Below are 14546 nucleotides of genomic sequence, written 5' to 3' on the forward strand. Positions count from 1 at the left end.
GATCGTTCTTCCGCCTTCGCGCGCGCGAGAGGCCGATGTTCACCTGAGGCTGCCCTTGCAGACACGAGCCTGCTCTCGCATCACCGGGTAGTCGCTCAGCATCTCAGCGATGACCGAACCCTCCGGCAGCAGGGCCATCTCCTCTGCCGCGCGCGCCTGGAACTCCCTGCGGTACTCGACGAAAGGTGGACATGTCCCTTGTCCGCCAACTTCAGAACTGACCGTCGCGCAGCCGCTCAGCCAGATCGCTACGAGACCGCGGGCGGCGAGCCGCAGCCTCCAGCATCCGTCGTTGTACGTCATGGGGTTTTCTCCATGGACTCGAGCCGCTCAGCCTGCCGACCGGCGCGCTCGCCGGAGCGGTGCAGGGCCAGCAGGAAAAGCAGGATCGCCAGTGCGATGACGCCGTAGCAGAGCGCCGTGCGTGCCCATGCCGATCCGGCGAGCTTGGCGAGGAGCCCGCCGATCATCGCCGCCCCCTTCCAGTCGTCGAGCCGAGCGTAGATCGTGACCGCGATCCCCCCGAGCGCGACGGCGATGAATACCCATCGTAGCGTGTCGAGATACGCGGTCTGGGTCTCCGCCAGCACCTGCTGGGCCACCTCGACACCGGCTGCGCCCAGCGTCACCACTCCTGCTGCGCCACCCCCTTCATGGTGCGGCTGTCAGCCAGAACCTCGCGCGCTGGGGGCGTTTCCGCCGCGAAGGCCATCTCCCGGACTGGGAAGCGCTCACCCCACTGACGCGCGGGGCCGATGTCGACGTGGATGAAGCCCGAGCCCGGATAGAAGCCGAAGCCGAGGAACCCGACCTCCCGCGCTGCGGCCTCGAAGGCCAACGGGTCGTGGTTCGCCATGGCGATGTCGAACGCGGCGCCGTCGAGGTGTTTCGACCGGGTCGCGCCGCCGCCGGCGCGGTTGTGTTCGGGGCTGCGATAGGCGGAACGCACGATCAGCGGCTTTTCGAGCCAGTCACGAAGCGCCTGCTTCCTGTCGAGCGCGGTTTCGTTGACCAGCAACTTGCCGGTGCCCCGGCAGGCGATCTCGGCCGGGCTGAAATTCGGCCAGCGCCAGGTGCCCTCGAGCACGTCGCTCCAGTGGCTGTGGAAGGTCTTCGTCATGGGGGCCTCCGAAAACGACAAACCCGCCTCGAGGGCGGGTCATTGCAGGCTGATGTATGGGGATGCGGCGCGGCTAAGGACTGCCGCCGAAGATCTTCAGCTTGATGGCGATGCCCAGCGCCAGCATTGCGCCGGTTGTGATCATGCGGACGGCTGTCTGCATGGCGGTGCGGCGCACGAGCCGGATGCAGTCGACCAGCGAGCGGAGATCACGGATGTCGAGCGCGGCCTCGTCGCCGTCGAGGCCGACATCAGCGAGCGAGCGCTTCGCGCCTTCCTCGGCCGCGCGCGTCAAGATCGCCTCGAACTCGGCGTCGGGGATGCGCACGAAGCCCTCGGATCGGGGTGGTGTCATTGCGATCCTCCTTCCGCCGCTCAGCCGATCTTGCAGCCCCAGAAGGACGTGTGATCGGCGGCGAAGTATCCGTCCGCGACCCGGAAACACCCCTGGAGCTCGACGGTATCGCCGGCCGTCAGCGGCACCATAGTCTGCAACCAGATCGCGGTGGCGAGCGAGAGATGGGTGGCGGAGATCTCTCCGAAGGAGCCGCGGATCTCCGTCGTGCAGTTCAGCACCAGCCGCCCGCGCATACGGGCCCTGGCGTTGACTTCGTAGAGCAGCGTCGCTCCGAAGAGGTAGGTGCCGTCCACCGGGGCCACGAAGTGGTTGTTCACGGCGTCGAACGCCCCCTGATCGTTATAGTCGGTGTTGTTGAGGCCGATCTTCGTCCAGGTCCCGACACCGACGTAGTTGTCGTAGTTGGTGTAAGCCTTGAACCCCGGCAGCCGGGGCTGGTCGACGATGCCGTTGTGCCAGCCGGAGCCGGTCGGAGCCGAAGAGGCCCACCAGCACCTTGGTCACGAAGCCGGTCTGGAGCGTCAGTCCGAGATCGTCCCTTCATCCGCCCCGGCGGCGAAATCCGGCTGCGCCTCGATAGCTGGGCAAAGGTGCAGCGCGGGCTTGCGACCATCGACGCCGTGGAATCGCTCGGCCTCGATCTGGCGGACGTGTCGCCGGACTACTGGCGTCACGCGTACAACCGCCTGACCGCCAATCTGGACCCGCACGCCTACACGCACGAGCGAACATCCTCGCAGGCACGGCCTACCTGCGCGAAACGTATCGACCGATACGGCAATGTCGCGGCGATGCTGGCGGCCTACAATGCCGGTCCCGATCACTATGATGAATACCTTGCGACTGGCCGCACGCTGCCGGCCGAAACGCGGGCCTACGTCGCCGCGCTCGCGCCGATCCTCGGCGGCGCAGCTGCAACCGAACCGCCGTCATCAGCACCGCGACCGCCGCCAGATTGGCGCGAGGCACCGCCGTTCGTCATGCGTCCAGGCGACGCGCGGGCTGTCGCCGCGCCGCTGTCCGACGCACGATCCGGCGACGGCCGCGCGATCGTTCCGGCGCGCGATCCCGGGGTCGCAGAGTCGCAGGGCAACAGCATTTTCGTCGCCGACGCGAGCGCGGGAAAGCCATGAGAGCGGCGTTCCCGCGCTCGGTGGCGCTCATTTCCGGTGTCCAGTCAGGCAGGTTGTTGCCCGGCTGGTTTCGCGGCGGGAGGGGCAGGAAAGGCAGAAAGGGCGGAGGGCAAGATTAAAGAAGACGGCATCATGTTGGGCCGTTTCTGGAAATTATTGTTAGACGAAGAGCTGGCTGCCGCACTCCAGGAGCACGTTGCCACGGCCGTGGTCTATGCCTTCACAGCGGGTCGGCACTTTCAGTTGGCACTCGGTAAAGAAACGGAACCAGACGCGCTGCGAGGGATGAGGGTCCGTATCGGCGGAAGGAACAGCGGTCTCTTGGGTGGCCGCAAGGCCGAAGCCAGGAGTGCAGTCATTCTTGCCGAGATGGACCGCATGATTGAGGAGAACCCGCACCTCAAGCCGACCCGGGCCGCCGCGTTGGCCCACAGAAAGGGATACGGCACCTCTGCGGAAGCGAACCGCAAGCTTTGGAATCGCCGCAAAGAGAAATCCGGGACATAACCCCGCCACTGTCCGGACAAGGGGTCAGACTGCACCCACCGCAAACCGTTGGAGTGCATTGCATGGCAGAAACCTACCTTTCCGACAGCCAGATCGCTGCGCGCTACGGCGTGCATCGTTCGACGCCTTGGCGCTGGGCCAAGACCGATCCGGACTTCCCGCAGCCCGTCACGCTGACGCCCGGCTGCACGCGCTGGAAGCTCTCGGAGCTGGAGGCCTGGGAGGCCGCGAAGGCTGCGAAGGCCAACAACGCGTGACACGCAACCGCCGCCCGGTGGAGGGGCAGCGGCGCTGGTCGTCCCGGTTGTGTGGATACACCGGAGCCTAGGATGCGGACTCATAGTGGCGCAACCACAGGCGTGACGAGGTGATGAGGATAGCGGCGAGGTAGTTTCTCGCCGTCTTCTCGTAGCGGGTTGCGACCTTGCGGAAGTGCTTCAGCTTGTTGAAAAAGCGCTCGACGAGATTTCGCCTGCGATAGAGGGCCGGGTCGACGGAGCGCTGGACCTTTCGGTCGCGCTGGGTGGGGATATGGCCGCGCCCGCCGCGCGCCGCGATGAGATCGAGGACGGCGCGGGCGTCGTAGCCGCGATCCGCGACGACGTCTCCCGGGGCGCCATGAGCGGCGAGAAGGTCCTCCACCGCCGCCTTGTCGGAGGCCTGGCCCGGGAGCAGCGTGATCGCGACCGGCAGGCCGCGATGGTCAACCATGGCATTGATCTTGGTGCTCAATCCCCCACGAGAGCGACCGAGGGTGTTATCCTTCCCCCTTTTTTAGCCGCGGCCTGCTGGTGGGCGCGGATGATCGAGCTGTCGATGAACTGCATGCTGTCGGGTGATCGCTCGATCAGCGTCTCGAAGACGCGGACCCAGACCCCGGCCTTGGCCCAGCGGTTGAAACGGTTGTAGATCGTCGTCGGCGGTCCGTAGCGCTCGGGCAGGTCGCGCCACGGCGAGCCCGTCCTCAGCACCCAGAAGATCCCGTTCAGCACCCGCCGGTCGTCCACCCGCGCCACGCCGCGCGGCTTATTCGGCAAGAGGGGCTGGATCAGCCCCCACTCGAAGTCCGTCAGATCGAAACGCGCCATCACCTGCCCCCGTTTGCGGCAGTGAATCACGCATCAAGCCAAACCGGAATCCTGTTTATGGGTTCGCATCCTAGAGCGAGCGCCCCTTGCCGGCAAGGCAAGAGGATAACCGGAAATGAAGACCTTGAAGGCCCGGGCGGGAGTCACTCCGCCCGGATCACCCGTCCCTTCCCGCAGCGGAGCACCAGTTGGGCTACACCCATGACTGACGCCCGTTCCCTCACGCTGGCCCTCGGCGGCCGCCGGAATGGCCGCTCCGGTCAGGCCTGCTGCCCGGCGCATCCCGACAGCAGGCCGAGCCTGACCCTGGCTGATGGCGGCAATGGCAAGCTGCTCCTGTCCTGCAAGGCCGGGTGCGCCTTCCAGCAGGTGATCGATGCGCTGCGCCAGCGGGGGCTCGTGGACGGCTGACCTGGCCGCGGCCCCTCAGTGACGCCGAGATCGCGCGACGGCGGGCCAGGCGCGACGCGCACGCCGCGAAGACGGAACGGCAGGCGCTCACGTGCTGGAACGAAGCGAAGCCGGTGGAGGGCACCATCGCGGAGGCCTACCTGCGCCAGCGCCGCATCGACTGCGCGTTGTCCGAGACCCTCCGATTCCACCCCGAGTGCTGGCACCCGTCCGGCCGACGCCTGCCGGCCCTTGTGGCGCGGGTGGATGGGCTGCCGCGCGTGGCCGTGCATCGCACCTACCTCCGACCGGATGGCTGCGGCAAGGCGGCCGTCGATCCCGCGCGGGCGATGCTGGGCACGACCATCGGTGGCGCCGTGCGGCTTACCGACGCGCCCGGGGGACGGCTCGTCGTCGCCGAGGGCATCGAGACGGCGCTGAGCCTCGCCTGCGGCCTCCTTGCGGACCATGCCACGATCTGCGTCGCCAAGCTGTGGCTGCCGGAGGGCGTCCCGCGTCGCCTCACCATTGCCGCTGACGGCGACGATGCTGGCCGGGCAGCCGCGCGCCGGTTGGCCGAGCGCGCATCCGCCCTGGGTTGGAGCGTGGACATCCTGCCCGCCCCGATCGGTCGGGACTGGAATGACATCATCATGCTGAGGAGGCCCGCGGGATGAACGCGCCGATCAATCTCGCCGAGCCAAGAACCCCATGCCGCTGCCGCAGGAACCGCAGCCTGGGCTCCCGTACCCCGTCGCCGCGCTCGGACCGTTGCAGGCGGTGGTGAATGCGGTGCAGGGCATGACCCAGGCTCCCGTCGCGCTGCCGGCGCAGAGTGCGCTTGCGGTGGCGTCGCTCGCGGTGCAGGGCTTTGCCAACGTCGAGACGCTGGGCGGGGATCGGCCGCTCGCAATCTACGCCCTGACTGTCGCCGGCAGCGGCGAGCGCAAGAGCACCTGCGATAAGCTTCTGATGCGGGGACTTCGCGACTTTGAACGTGAGCAGGCCGCGGTCTATCGGCAGGCGTTGAAGTCGTGGAAGGCGGCGTGCCACGCGCTCTGGAAGGCCTTGCACGACGCGATCGTGGCATCCGTCAGGGGGAATGCCGGCAAGGCCAGCCAGCTGGAGGCGGAAGCCGATCTGGCGGCGCTCGGCGACGAGCCTGTCGCGCCACCACAGCCCGACCGCACGGTCACCGAGCCGACCTACGAGGGGCTGACCCGCAAGTTCGCCGAGGGCATGCCGAGCCTCGGCATCTTCTCCGACGAGGGCGGGCAGTTCCTTGGCGGCTTCGCAATGTCGCGCGACCACCGGCAGAAGACGCTGGCGGCCCTGAACGACCTCTGGCAGGGGAACCCCATTCGCCGGACCCGGCAGGGCGACGGCAGCCTCACGCTCCACGACCGCAGGCTCGCCATCCACCTGATGGTACAGCCCGGGGTGGCGCGCGACTTCATGGCGGACCCGAGAGTCAGCGACACCGGCTTCCTGCCGCGCTTCCTGGTCTGCGAGCCGCCGAGCACGATCGGCACCCGCCTGCACGCCCTGGCCCGCGACGGCACCGAAGCGCTCGCGGCCTTCAACGTGCGTCTCGGGGTCATCCTGCGGACGCCGCTGCCGATGGAGGCGGAGTCGCGCGCCTTGCAGCCCCGACGCCTGGCGCTCTCCCCGGAGGCGCGGGCGGATCTGATCCGCTTCGCCGATGAGTGCGAGTTGCGGCAGGCTCCGGGGGGCGAGCTCTCCAGTGTGACGGGGCACGCCTCCAAGGCCGCCGAGCACGCCTGCCGGATCGCCGGCGTCCTGACGCTCTGGCGTGACCTGGACGCCGCGTCGGTCGCGCTCGAGGACATGGCCTGCGGGATCGAGCTTGCGCGTTACTACCTGTCCGAGGCGGTGCGTCTCGCCAGTGCCGAGACGATCCGCGAGGAGACCGAGCGGGCGGAATGTCTGCGGCACCGGCTCGTCGATGTCTGGCGGCACGACCAGATCATGACGCGCGAGGTCGCGCAGCAGGCTCCCACGCGGCCCCTGCGCGAAAACGCCGTGGCGGCGCTGCGCTTGCTCGAACGGCATGGCTGGGTCGTGGCGCTGCCGGAGGGGACAGTGGTCCGCGGTTCGCCCCGCTCGACCGCCTGGCAGATCGTGAAGGTCAGGGAGGAAGCCTGAACGCGATCGTCAGGCAAGACCAGATGGAGAAGCGGGAGGCCGAGTGCGTGCTACACGTGCTACATGTGCGACACGGCGAGAGCCGGATCAACCGCCATGTAGCACGTGTAGCACGGATCCAGGGCTCTCGATCCGGCCCGCCTCGCTTGCTCACTCTCGGGACCGCCCGCGCAATCGCAGTCAGGAGGCCCGCCGAAACGAGCACCCACATCGGCTAATGAGTTAGGAGAAAACCTGTCATGGGCGGATATGGCTCAGGATGGAACCGGCCGAAGAAAGCTACGGTGGAGGACGCCCTGACACTGTCGATCACGCGCCTCATGAGAGACGGCGTGATCGTTCCGGGCGAGGCACGCACCCGGGCTCGCGGATGGTGCATCAACGGTCGGCTTGCCGCGCTCTTCCTCTGTGATTCAGACGCCGTCGACCCGCAGAACGCATTGCTCCGACTCACGTCATTCGGTCCGGGACCGTCCGAGACCCAGTGCATCAGGCTCACAACCACGCGGCCGCACTGGGGTGGACTTCGCTGGTGGTTCATCTGTCCCCTGACCGGCCGGCGCGCCACGAAGCTGCATCTGCCGTTAGGTAGCCGGCTCTTCGCTCACCGGGATGCGCATGACCTGACCTACCGATCGTGCCAGGAAAGCGGCCGGTTCCGCAGCATTCTGTATCGAGGCATTGCAGACAAGCTTCGCCTGTCAGAGCCGGAGTTGCGGGCCGCCCTGCGCCCCGGCCGCTTGCGCCGGAGCTGAGGCTTTGGTCGCGGGCGGCCGGATCATCCCCTGCGCACCCGTGCCGCCGTGCCTGAGCAGACAGGAACCTTAGCATCCACCAGCACTGGAGTCCTCAATGGATCGGCGACGACGATCCTGTCCGGCACCGACCACAATGCTGAAAGCGATCAGCGCCTGACGTTCTTTCACCGTTCGAAGATTTCAGAATGACAATGCGCTCGGCCGGGGGTTGATCGGCGCCACACTTGCTGCTCCTGTCTGACATCCTCGGGAGGAAATGCCAAAACAATGACCGCCTTCTTCGACGAGCCGATCCTGAACTCGCCATACGTCGAGCCGCGCAAACACTGAGAGCTCGACAAGGACGGCCTTCCGACCGACAAAATCGTCCCGAGCCGGCGCTTGTCGGATCTGCTGACACCGATCCCGAAGGTGAAGAAACAGACGGGGAAGGGACAGCAGACAAGCTTCGTGCTCGACACCGGACATGGCTTCTCGACCGAGGAGCAGGAGTACAATCCGACCCCGACCATCAATTTTCTCCGCGAGGAGGTCGCCCGATGGCGGGCTGAGCCCGAACCGGGCAAATGGCGGGTGACGCCCGTCACTGCCTCGCTGCTTCAGCACTGGCGGGCGCTCCAAGGCGACACAACCCAGGCGATCCGCCCGTTCTTCTGCCAGGTCGAGGCAGTCGAAACCGCGATCTGGCTGCACGAGGTCGCCCCGAAGCTCGCCGCCGGGCGCCGCTTCCTCGACTGGCTTCGTGACGCCAATGCCGGCGCCAATCCGGATCTCTTTTGCGTGGCGTTGAAGCTTACCACCGGCGCGGGCAAGACCACCGTCATGGCGATGCTGATCGCCTGGCAGGCGATCAACGCCACCCGTAGCCCGAACTCGAAGTCCTTCTCCCGCGCCTTCCTCGTGATCACCCCCGGCATCACCATTCGCGACCGCCTGCGCGTGCTGATGCCGAACGACCCTGCCTACTACCGCGATCGAGGCCTCGTTCCCTCCGACATGCTGGCCGACCTCGGCCGCGCCAAGGTCGTGATCACCAACTACCACGCCTTCCGGCTACGCGAGACGATCCAGCTCACCACCGGCACCCGCGCGGCGCTCAGGGGCCACGGGCCGGACATCGCCACGAAGGAGTCCGAGGGCGAGATGCTCCGCCGCGCAATGGCGGACCTGATGGGGATGAAGAACATCGTCGTCCTCAACGACGAGGCGCACCACTGCTACCGCGAGCGACCGATGGCGGAAACGGAGAGACTCACCGGCGAGGAGCGAAAGGAGGCTGAGGAGAACAAGGAGGCCGCGCGTCTCTGGATTTCCGGGATCGAGGCGGTGAAGAAGCACCTCGGGCTCGGTGCCGTCTACGATCTCTCGGCGACCCCCTTCTTCCTCTCCGGGTCCGGCTGGCCCGAGGGAATGCTGTTTCCGTGGGTGGTCAGCGACTTCTCCCTGATGGATGCGATCGAGTGTGGCATCGTCAAGCTGCCCCGCGTCCCCGTCGCCGACAACCTGCCGGGCCAGCCCGCGCCGCTTTACCGCAACCTCTGGCCGACGATCCGCCAGAAGATGCCGAAGAAGAACCGTGCGAGAAGAAGCTCGACCCGCAGAAGCTGCCGACGGAACTGAAAACTGCTCTCGACGCACTCTATGGCCACTACACCAAAACGTTCGACGAGTGGCAGAAGGCGGGAGTGGAAACCCCGCCGGTCTTCATCGTCGTCTGCAACAACACCACGAACTCCGAATTAGTCGCCGACTACATCGCCGGCTATGAACGTGAGATCGCGGAGGGCGAGCTCGAGTTCCGCCAGGGCGCACTCGAACTCTTCCGAAACTTCACCGACGAGGGCGACCGCGTGCACCGTCCGCGCACACTGCTGATCGACAGCCAGCAGATCGACAGCGGCGAGGCGATCCCGCCTGCGTTCCTTGACGTCTACAAGGACGAGATCGAGACCTTCCGCCGTGAGAAAGCCCACCGGGAGGGCGCCGAAGCTGCGAAGACCATCACGTCCGAGGAAGTTCTCCGCGAGGTCATGAACACCATCGGGCGCCGCGGCCGCCTCGGCGAGCAGATCCGTTGCGTCGTCTCCGTCTCGATGCTGACCGAGGGCTGGGACGCAAACACTGTCACGCACATCCTCGGTCTGCGGGCCTTCGGCACCCGGCTCATCTCCGAGCAGGTGATCGGTCGGGCGCTTCGCCGCCTCTCCTATGACGCTGACCCGGAGACCGGCCTTTTCCACGTCGAGTACGCCGACATCATGGGGATCGACGGTCTCAACTTCGCCGCCCAGGCTGTCCAGACAGAGCCAAAACCACCCCGCGAGACGATCCACGTACATGCCGTCCCCGGCCGCGAGCCGCTGGAGATCACCTTTCCCCGCATCGAGGGCTATCGCCTCGAGCTTCCGGACGAACGTCTCGTCGCCGACTTCTCCGCGCTGGAGCCTTACATCCTCGACCCGGCGAAGGTCGGTGCGACCAAGGTCGAGATGGCCGGGATCATCGGGCAGACCGAGACCCTGACGCTCGCACACCTCGATACCGTGCGACGCTCCACCCTCGTCTTCCGCCTCGCCACACACCTGCTCAACCACACGCTGCGGGACGCGAACGCGCGTCCGAAGCTTCACCTCTTCCCGCAGGCGCAGGCGATCGTCAGTCAGTGGCTCGACTCCGGCCTGCTCGTCTGCAAGGACGGCACTTTCCCCGCCCAGCTTTCCTATCGCCAACTCGCAGACGAGGTCTGCGAGCTACTGGTGGGCGCCATCAACGTCGCCAGCGCCAGCGCAGGGGTCGTGCGCGCCATGCTCGACCCGTTCGACCCGGAGGGCACGACCGCGGCGGTGAATTTCACGACCACGAAGACCGACAGGTGGCAGCCGCGCTCCGACCGCAGCCAGATCAACTGGATCGTTCTTGACTCAGACTGGGAGGCACAGCTCGCCCAAGCGATCGAGAACCATCCACGGGTCGCCGCTTACGCCAAGAACCACAATCTCGGCCTCGAAATCCCCTACATCCGCGACGGCGAGCCACACCGCTACCGGCCGGACTATCTTGTCCGGCTGTCCGACGGCACCACGCTCGTCCTCGAAGTCAAAGGCGCCCGCGACCACGACGATGCGCTGAAGGCCGCTGCCACCCGCGACAAATGGATTCCTGCCGTCAACCGCCTGTCGCGCTTCGGCCGCTGGGCCTACGCCGAGATGCGTGACCCCTTCACTATGGCGGAGGAACTCGAATCTCTCGTCGCCCGTACCATTGACGGAGTCCCGGCATGACCGGCATCGGCTTCGTCCGGACCTTACCCCGCAGTCAGCTCGACGAGATCACCCGGCTCGAAATCATCGACCGGATGCTGACGACTGTCACCGCCTGCCGCGCCGCATTCGCTCTGATTGCCGGAGGAGAAGCCCAATGACCGAGAACGCCCCCGCCGGCACCCGGGTAGAGTCCATCACCCACGATGACCGCCGCGCCAACATCCCGTCGGCCGAGCTCGAATCCGTCCTGGCGGACGTGGACCGCGCACCGATCCGCACTGCCTGGGAACGCCGCGACCCTGACCTCGACCCGCAGCTCGTGTGGCGCGGCAAGGATCTCGCCGACTGGTCCGACCTGATCGTCCAGGCCCCGCCGATCTACCTTCAGGAGCAGATCCACCCCAAGGCCCTCATCGAGAACCTCCGCGCCTCTCTCCGCGAGGGCAGAGTGGGCGGCCCCGACCTCTTCGAACACTTCGGCCTGACCGACGACGACCGTGAGGCCGAGGTTGAGTTCTACCGCCACTCCCGCAAGTGGTCGAACCGGATGATCCTCGGAGACAGCCTCGCCGTCATGGCCTCCCTCGCCGAGCGCGAGGGTCTGCGCGGCCAGGTGCAGGCGATCTACATCGACCCGCCCTACGGCATCCGCTTCAACTCGAACTTTCAGTGGTCGACCACCTCGCGCGACGTCAAGGACGGCAACCTCGGCCACCTGACCCGCGAGCCCGAGCAGGTGAAGGCCTTCCGCGACACCTGGCGCGACGGCATCCACTCCTACCTCACCTACCTCCGCGACCGCCTGACCATCGCCCGCGAGCTCCTGACCGAGTCGGGCTCCTGCTTCGTCCAGATCGGCGACGAGAACGTCCACCGGGTGCGGGCGGTGATGGACGAGGTGTTCGGGGAGGAGAATTTTGTTAGCGAGATCATCTTCGCGAAAACTTCAAGTGCGACTACAAACGCGCTACCAACAACATCGGACTTCATCCTTTGGTACGCACGCAATCGGGAGGCTGTGAAGTATCGGAACCAAGCCGCCCCTAAACGTCTCGATGGTGAGGGTGGCGGGGAATATAGGAGCGTTCTTTTTGCGGACGGCGCCACACGACGGTTGAGCGACGAGGAGATCGCGGGCTCCGTTTCGCTTCCAAACGAGGGTCGAGTGTTTCGCCTCGATACTGTCACCAGCCAATCTCCGGGAACGAAGTACGACGTCCCACTTTCCGGCTTTAGGTTTTACCCGTCAGGTTACTGGAAAACGGATAGCGAGAGAATGGGGCGCCTAATCCGGGCGGGGCGGATGGTCCCACGCGCCAACTCCTTGGGCTATCTTCGGTTCTTCGACGACTACGCCGTAGTCGGCTTCTCGAACGTATGGAGCGACACGCAGATTGCCGGCCGACCGGGGGATAAGATCTATGTGGTGCAGACACTTCCCAAGGTCATCACCCGCTGCCTCCTCATGACCACCGACCCCGGCGACCTCGTGCTCGACCCGACCTGCGGTTCCGGCACCACCGCCTTCGTCGCCGAGCAGTGGGGCCGGCGCTGGATCACCATCGACACCTCCCGCGTGGCGCTGGTGCTGGCCCGCGCCCGGATCATGGGCGCGAAATTCCCCTTCTACCTCCTCGCCGACAGCCCCGAGGGCCGGGCGAAGGAAGCCCAGATCACCCGCACGCCCCCGCCCGACACGCCGACGCACAACGACATCCGCCAGGGCTTCGTCTACGAGCGCGTCCCTCACATCACCCTCAAGTCGATCGCCAACAACGCCGAGATCGACGTGATCTGGGCGAAGCGGCAACCCGCCGTGCAAAGAGCCCTCATCGAGCTCAATGCTGCTCTTGAAGGACACCCGGTCGAATTCCTCTTGACCACAGGAGCTCGCGCCGGACGCAAGATCGACTTCACGATGCACTTCTCGGAGACGTTGCCTTCGGGCGAGAAAGTCCCGGCCAACGACCTCCTTGAATGGGAGGTTCCACGAACAGAGCCCGACGACTGGCCCGTCCTCGCGAAGGTCGCCGTTCGAGAGTTCTGGGAGGCCCGCATCGCCCGCCAGAAGGAGATCGACGCCTCGATCGCCGCCCGCGCCGAGTTCGAATACCTCTACAACAAGCCCTACGAGGACCGCAAACGCATCCGCGTCGCCGGCCCCTTCACCGTCGAGAGCCTGTCGCCCCACCGCGCCGCCGCCGTCGGCGCCAACGGCGAGCTGATCGACGAGCTCGACGCCTCCCGCAGCCTGCACTCCCGCGAGGCCGAGGCCGAGGCCGAGTCCTACGTCGAGGCCATCCTCGAGAACCTCCGCCGCGCCGGCGTCCACCAGAAGGACAAGGGCGACCGCATCGCCTTCACCGCGCTGAAGCCCTGGCCGGGCGAACTCGTCTGCGCCGAAGGCCGCTACCCCGAGGGCGACCCCGACGCGCCGGTCGAACGCCGCGCCGCGATCTTCATCGGCCCGGAATACGGCACCGTCCAGCGCGCCGACCTCGTCGCCGTGGCGCGCGAGGCGGCGGAAGCGGGCTTCGACGTGGTGATCGCCTGCGCCTTCAACTTCGACGCCCAGCCTCCGAGTTCCATCGTCTCGGCCGCGTCCCGGTGCTGCAGGCCCGGATGAACCCCGACCTGCACATGGCTGGCGAGCTCAAGGCGGGGGGCGGCAACCTCTTCACCATCTTCGGCGAGCCCGACGTCCTCATCCACGACGACGGCCCCAGGCTCCGAGTCGAACTCAGGGGCGTCGACATCTTCAAACCCTCCCTCGGCGAAGTCGCCTCTTCCGAGCCTGACGAGATCGCCTGCTGGTTCATCGACACCGACTACAACGAGGAGTCCTTCTTCGTCCGCCAAGCGTACTTCCCCGCCGCTGACCTCCCCTACAAGGCGATCCGCACGACGCTGAAGGCCGAGATCGACGAGGACGCCAGGGAGAGCCTTAAGGCTACAGTCTCACGCCCGTTCCCACGACCGAAATCCGGGCGTATCGCTGTGAAGGTGATCAACCACCTGGGGGACGAGGCGATGAAGGTGTTCGGGGTTTAGGGATGGCGGATCGCTCGATCATCGAAATTATCCCCACAATGAGAGCGTCCGAACTAATTCGGCTATGGCAGAACGCTGTGAAGTACGAGGCGGAAGGGAAGGGATCAAAGCTTTACGGGAGAGCGAAGGAAACTATCGCCGCCATACGAATCGAGTGGGCGAAGCGAGGCACGCGGCCGCCGGACCCCAAAGATTATTTCGATTGGCCATCGACAGACGCGCCGGGCGGTGATGGTCGTCTTTGTGGCAAAGACTGGGAGTCTGAAGGTGTGCTGAAGTATATGGGGTATTCTGTCGGAACGACAGCGGGCTTGAATGCCCAGATAAGGCGCCGGGTTCTAACCCATGTGTTCGAGGGACCGCTACCACCAGTGTTTCGTCCTGGGTATCTCAACGAGTGGTCACATCCTTCGAGCAAGCTTAGGCTTCAAAAGTTGGCAGAGACTATCGCCGCCTTCACGCGAAATGCGAAGCGGCGAAGGGGAGACGCGCGCCTGAATGCCGCGATACGTGATTGGGAGACCGACCTTAGATTCCTCTTCGACGAGTTCTATGTTGATAGGTTCAATTTTGAATGGCCCAGCACGTCGGTGGGCTAGGGTTTGTGGATGTTGACGCGCTGCATGCTCGCACCCACTCTCTGCCCGCAATAATGCATATGCTCTGTGCATGGGAAGTGCATCGGTAGTGTCTCGTTAAACTTTAGCAAAAT

15 protein-coding genes and 2 pseudogenes are annotated in these 14546 nt (G+C 65.9%); 11 read left to right on the top strand and 6 right to left on the bottom strand.

What is annotated here, in order from left to right; all coding sequences use genetic code 11:
- Positions 1 to 39 precede the first annotated feature (39 nt).
- The 5 genes from HNP73_RS16580 to HNP73_RS23970 form a co-directional block, all read right to left on the bottom strand.
- The gene (locus HNP73_RS16580; protein ID WP_184152165.1) at positions 40 to 303 is read right to left on the bottom strand and encodes a hypothetical protein; all 264 of its coding nucleotides are present in this window, start codon (positions 301 to 303) and stop codon (positions 40 to 42) included.
- On the bottom strand, positions 300 to 629 hold the full coding sequence (locus tag HNP73_RS24095) for a hypothetical protein (protein ID WP_425486641.1): 330 nt from the start codon (positions 627 to 629) through the stop codon (positions 300 to 302). The genes HNP73_RS16580 and HNP73_RS24095 overlap by 4 nt, the downstream gene beginning before the upstream one ends.
- Positions 626 to 1120, bottom strand: coding sequence for a YcbK family protein (locus tag HNP73_RS16590; protein WP_246399867.1), 495 nt, complete (start codon positions 1118 to 1120; stop codon positions 626 to 628). Before HNP73_RS16590 ends, HNP73_RS24095 begins: the two co-directional genes overlap by 4 nt.
- Positions 1121 to 1193: 73 nt before the next feature.
- Complete coding sequence (locus tag HNP73_RS16595; RefSeq protein ID WP_184152168.1) at positions 1194 to 1475, bottom strand: DUF6127 family protein; 282 nt, start codon at positions 1473 to 1475, stop codon at positions 1194 to 1196.
- Positions 1476 to 1495: 20 nt separating this feature from the next.
- Entirely contained in the window at positions 1496 to 1795 is a 300-nt protein-coding gene (locus tag HNP73_RS23970) for a hypothetical protein (RefSeq protein WP_343063353.1), read from the bottom strand.
- A 135-nt stretch (positions 1796 to 1930) separates the two neighbouring features.
- On the opposite strand from HNP73_RS23970, the gene HNP73_RS24100 reads away from it, so the two are divergent.
- The 3 genes from HNP73_RS24100 to HNP73_RS16610 all read left to right on the top strand — a co-directional run bounded on the left by HNP73_RS24100 (position 1931) and on the right by HNP73_RS16610 (position 3375).
- Positions 1931 to 2611, top strand: coding sequence for a DUF2840 domain-containing protein (locus HNP73_RS24100; RefSeq protein WP_425486643.1), 681 nt, complete (start codon positions 1931 to 1933; stop codon positions 2609 to 2611).
- Positions 2612 to 2743: 132 nt separating this feature from the next.
- A complete protein-coding gene (locus HNP73_RS16605; RefSeq protein WP_184152171.1) occupies positions 2744 to 3118 on the top strand; it encodes a hypothetical protein in 375 nt (124 codons plus the stop codon).
- 62 nt (positions 3119 to 3180) lie between these two features.
- A complete protein-coding gene (locus HNP73_RS16610) occupies positions 3181 to 3375 on the top strand; it encodes a helix-turn-helix transcriptional regulator (RefSeq protein WP_184152174.1) in 195 nt (64 codons plus the stop codon).
- Between the two features lie 67 nt (positions 3376 to 3442).
- Here the strand turns inward: HNP73_RS16610 and HNP73_RS16615 are convergent.
- A pseudogene (locus HNP73_RS16615) lies at positions 3443 to 4206 on the bottom strand (IS5 family transposase).
- 201 nt (positions 4207 to 4407) lie between these two features.
- On the opposite strand from HNP73_RS16615, the gene HNP73_RS22920 reads away from it, so the two are divergent.
- From HNP73_RS22920 to HNP73_RS23440, 8 genes and pseudogenes are all read left to right on the top strand, one after another.
- Positions 4408 to 4617, top strand: coding sequence for a hypothetical protein (locus HNP73_RS22920; RefSeq protein ID WP_221288722.1), 210 nt, complete (start codon positions 4408 to 4410; stop codon positions 4615 to 4617).
- Positions 4618 to 4730: 113 nt separating this feature from the next.
- A complete protein-coding gene (locus HNP73_RS23980; protein ID WP_221288723.1) occupies positions 4731 to 5273 on the top strand; it encodes a DUF7146 domain-containing protein in 543 nt (180 codons plus the stop codon).
- A gap of 34 nt (positions 5274 to 5307) precedes the next feature.
- Positions 5308 to 6762, top strand: coding sequence for a YfjI family protein (locus HNP73_RS16625; protein WP_184152178.1), 1455 nt, complete (start codon positions 5308 to 5310; stop codon positions 6760 to 6762).
- A 284-nt stretch (positions 6763 to 7046) separates the two neighbouring features.
- On the top strand, positions 7047 to 7517 hold the full coding sequence (locus tag HNP73_RS16630; RefSeq protein WP_184152181.1) for a hypothetical protein: 471 nt from the start codon (positions 7047 to 7049) through the stop codon (positions 7515 to 7517).
- A 453-nt stretch (positions 7518 to 7970) separates the two neighbouring features.
- Positions 7971 to 10801: pseudogene (locus HNP73_RS24105) on the top strand (BPTD_3080 family restriction endonuclease).
- Positions 10798 to 10941, top strand: a complete 144-nt coding sequence (locus HNP73_RS16640; protein WP_184152184.1) for a hypothetical protein — start codon at positions 10798 to 10800, stop codon at positions 10939 to 10941. The pseudogene HNP73_RS24105 and the gene HNP73_RS16640 overlap by 4 nt, the downstream one beginning before the upstream one ends.
- Positions 10938 to 13409, top strand: a complete 2472-nt coding sequence (locus tag HNP73_RS16645) for a site-specific DNA-methyltransferase (RefSeq protein WP_246399868.1) — start codon at positions 10938 to 10940, stop codon at positions 13407 to 13409. The genes HNP73_RS16640 and HNP73_RS16645 overlap by 4 nt, the downstream gene beginning before the upstream one ends.
- Positions 13406 to 13834, top strand: a complete 429-nt coding sequence (locus tag HNP73_RS23440; RefSeq protein WP_246399869.1) for a hypothetical protein — start codon at positions 13406 to 13408, stop codon at positions 13832 to 13834. Before HNP73_RS16645 ends, HNP73_RS23440 begins: the two co-directional genes overlap by 4 nt.
- Positions 13835 to 14546: the final 712 nt, after the last annotated feature.

It is taken from the genome of Amaricoccus macauensis, from assembly GCF_014201905.1.
In the GTDB taxonomy this organism is placed as follows: Bacteria; Pseudomonadota; Alphaproteobacteria; order Rhodobacterales; family Rhodobacteraceae; genus Amaricoccus; species Amaricoccus macauensis.

Bases quoted from the DNA above. Each gene is read 5' to 3' on its own strand.
- HNP73_RS16625 (WP_184152178.1), top strand. From the start codon at position 5,308: ATGCCGCTGCCGCAGGAACCGCAGCCTGGGCTCCCGTACCCCGTCGCC.
- HNP73_RS23440 (WP_246399869.1), top strand. From the start codon at position 13,406: ATGAACCCCGACCTGCACATGGCTGGCGAGCTCAAGGCGGGGGGCGGC.
- HNP73_RS16645 (WP_246399868.1), top strand. From the start codon at position 10,938: ATGACCGAGAACGCCCCCGCCGGCACCCGGGTAGAGTCCATCACCCAC.
- HNP73_RS16640 (WP_184152184.1), top strand. From the start codon at position 10,798: ATGACCGGCATCGGCTTCGTCCGGACCTTACCCCGCAGTCAGCTCGAC.
- HNP73_RS16595 (WP_184152168.1), bottom strand. From the start codon at position 1,475: ATGACACCACCCCGATCCGAGGGCTTCGTGCGCATCCCCGACGCCGAG.
- HNP73_RS16580 (WP_184152165.1), bottom strand. From the start codon at position 303: ATGACGTACAACGACGGATGCTGGAGGCTGCGGCTCGCCGCCCGCGGT.
- HNP73_RS16610 (WP_184152174.1), top strand. From the start codon at position 3,181: ATGGCAGAAACCTACCTTTCCGACAGCCAGATCGCTGCGCGCTACGGC.
- HNP73_RS16590 (WP_246399867.1), bottom strand. From the start codon at position 1,120: ATGACGAAGACCTTCCACAGCCACTGGAGCGACGTGCTCGAGGGCACC.
- HNP73_RS22920 (WP_221288722.1), top strand. From the start codon at position 4,408: ATGACTGACGCCCGTTCCCTCACGCTGGCCCTCGGCGGCCGCCGGAAT.
- HNP73_RS16605 (WP_184152171.1), top strand. From the start codon at position 2,744: ATGTTGGGCCGTTTCTGGAAATTATTGTTAGACGAAGAGCTGGCTGCC.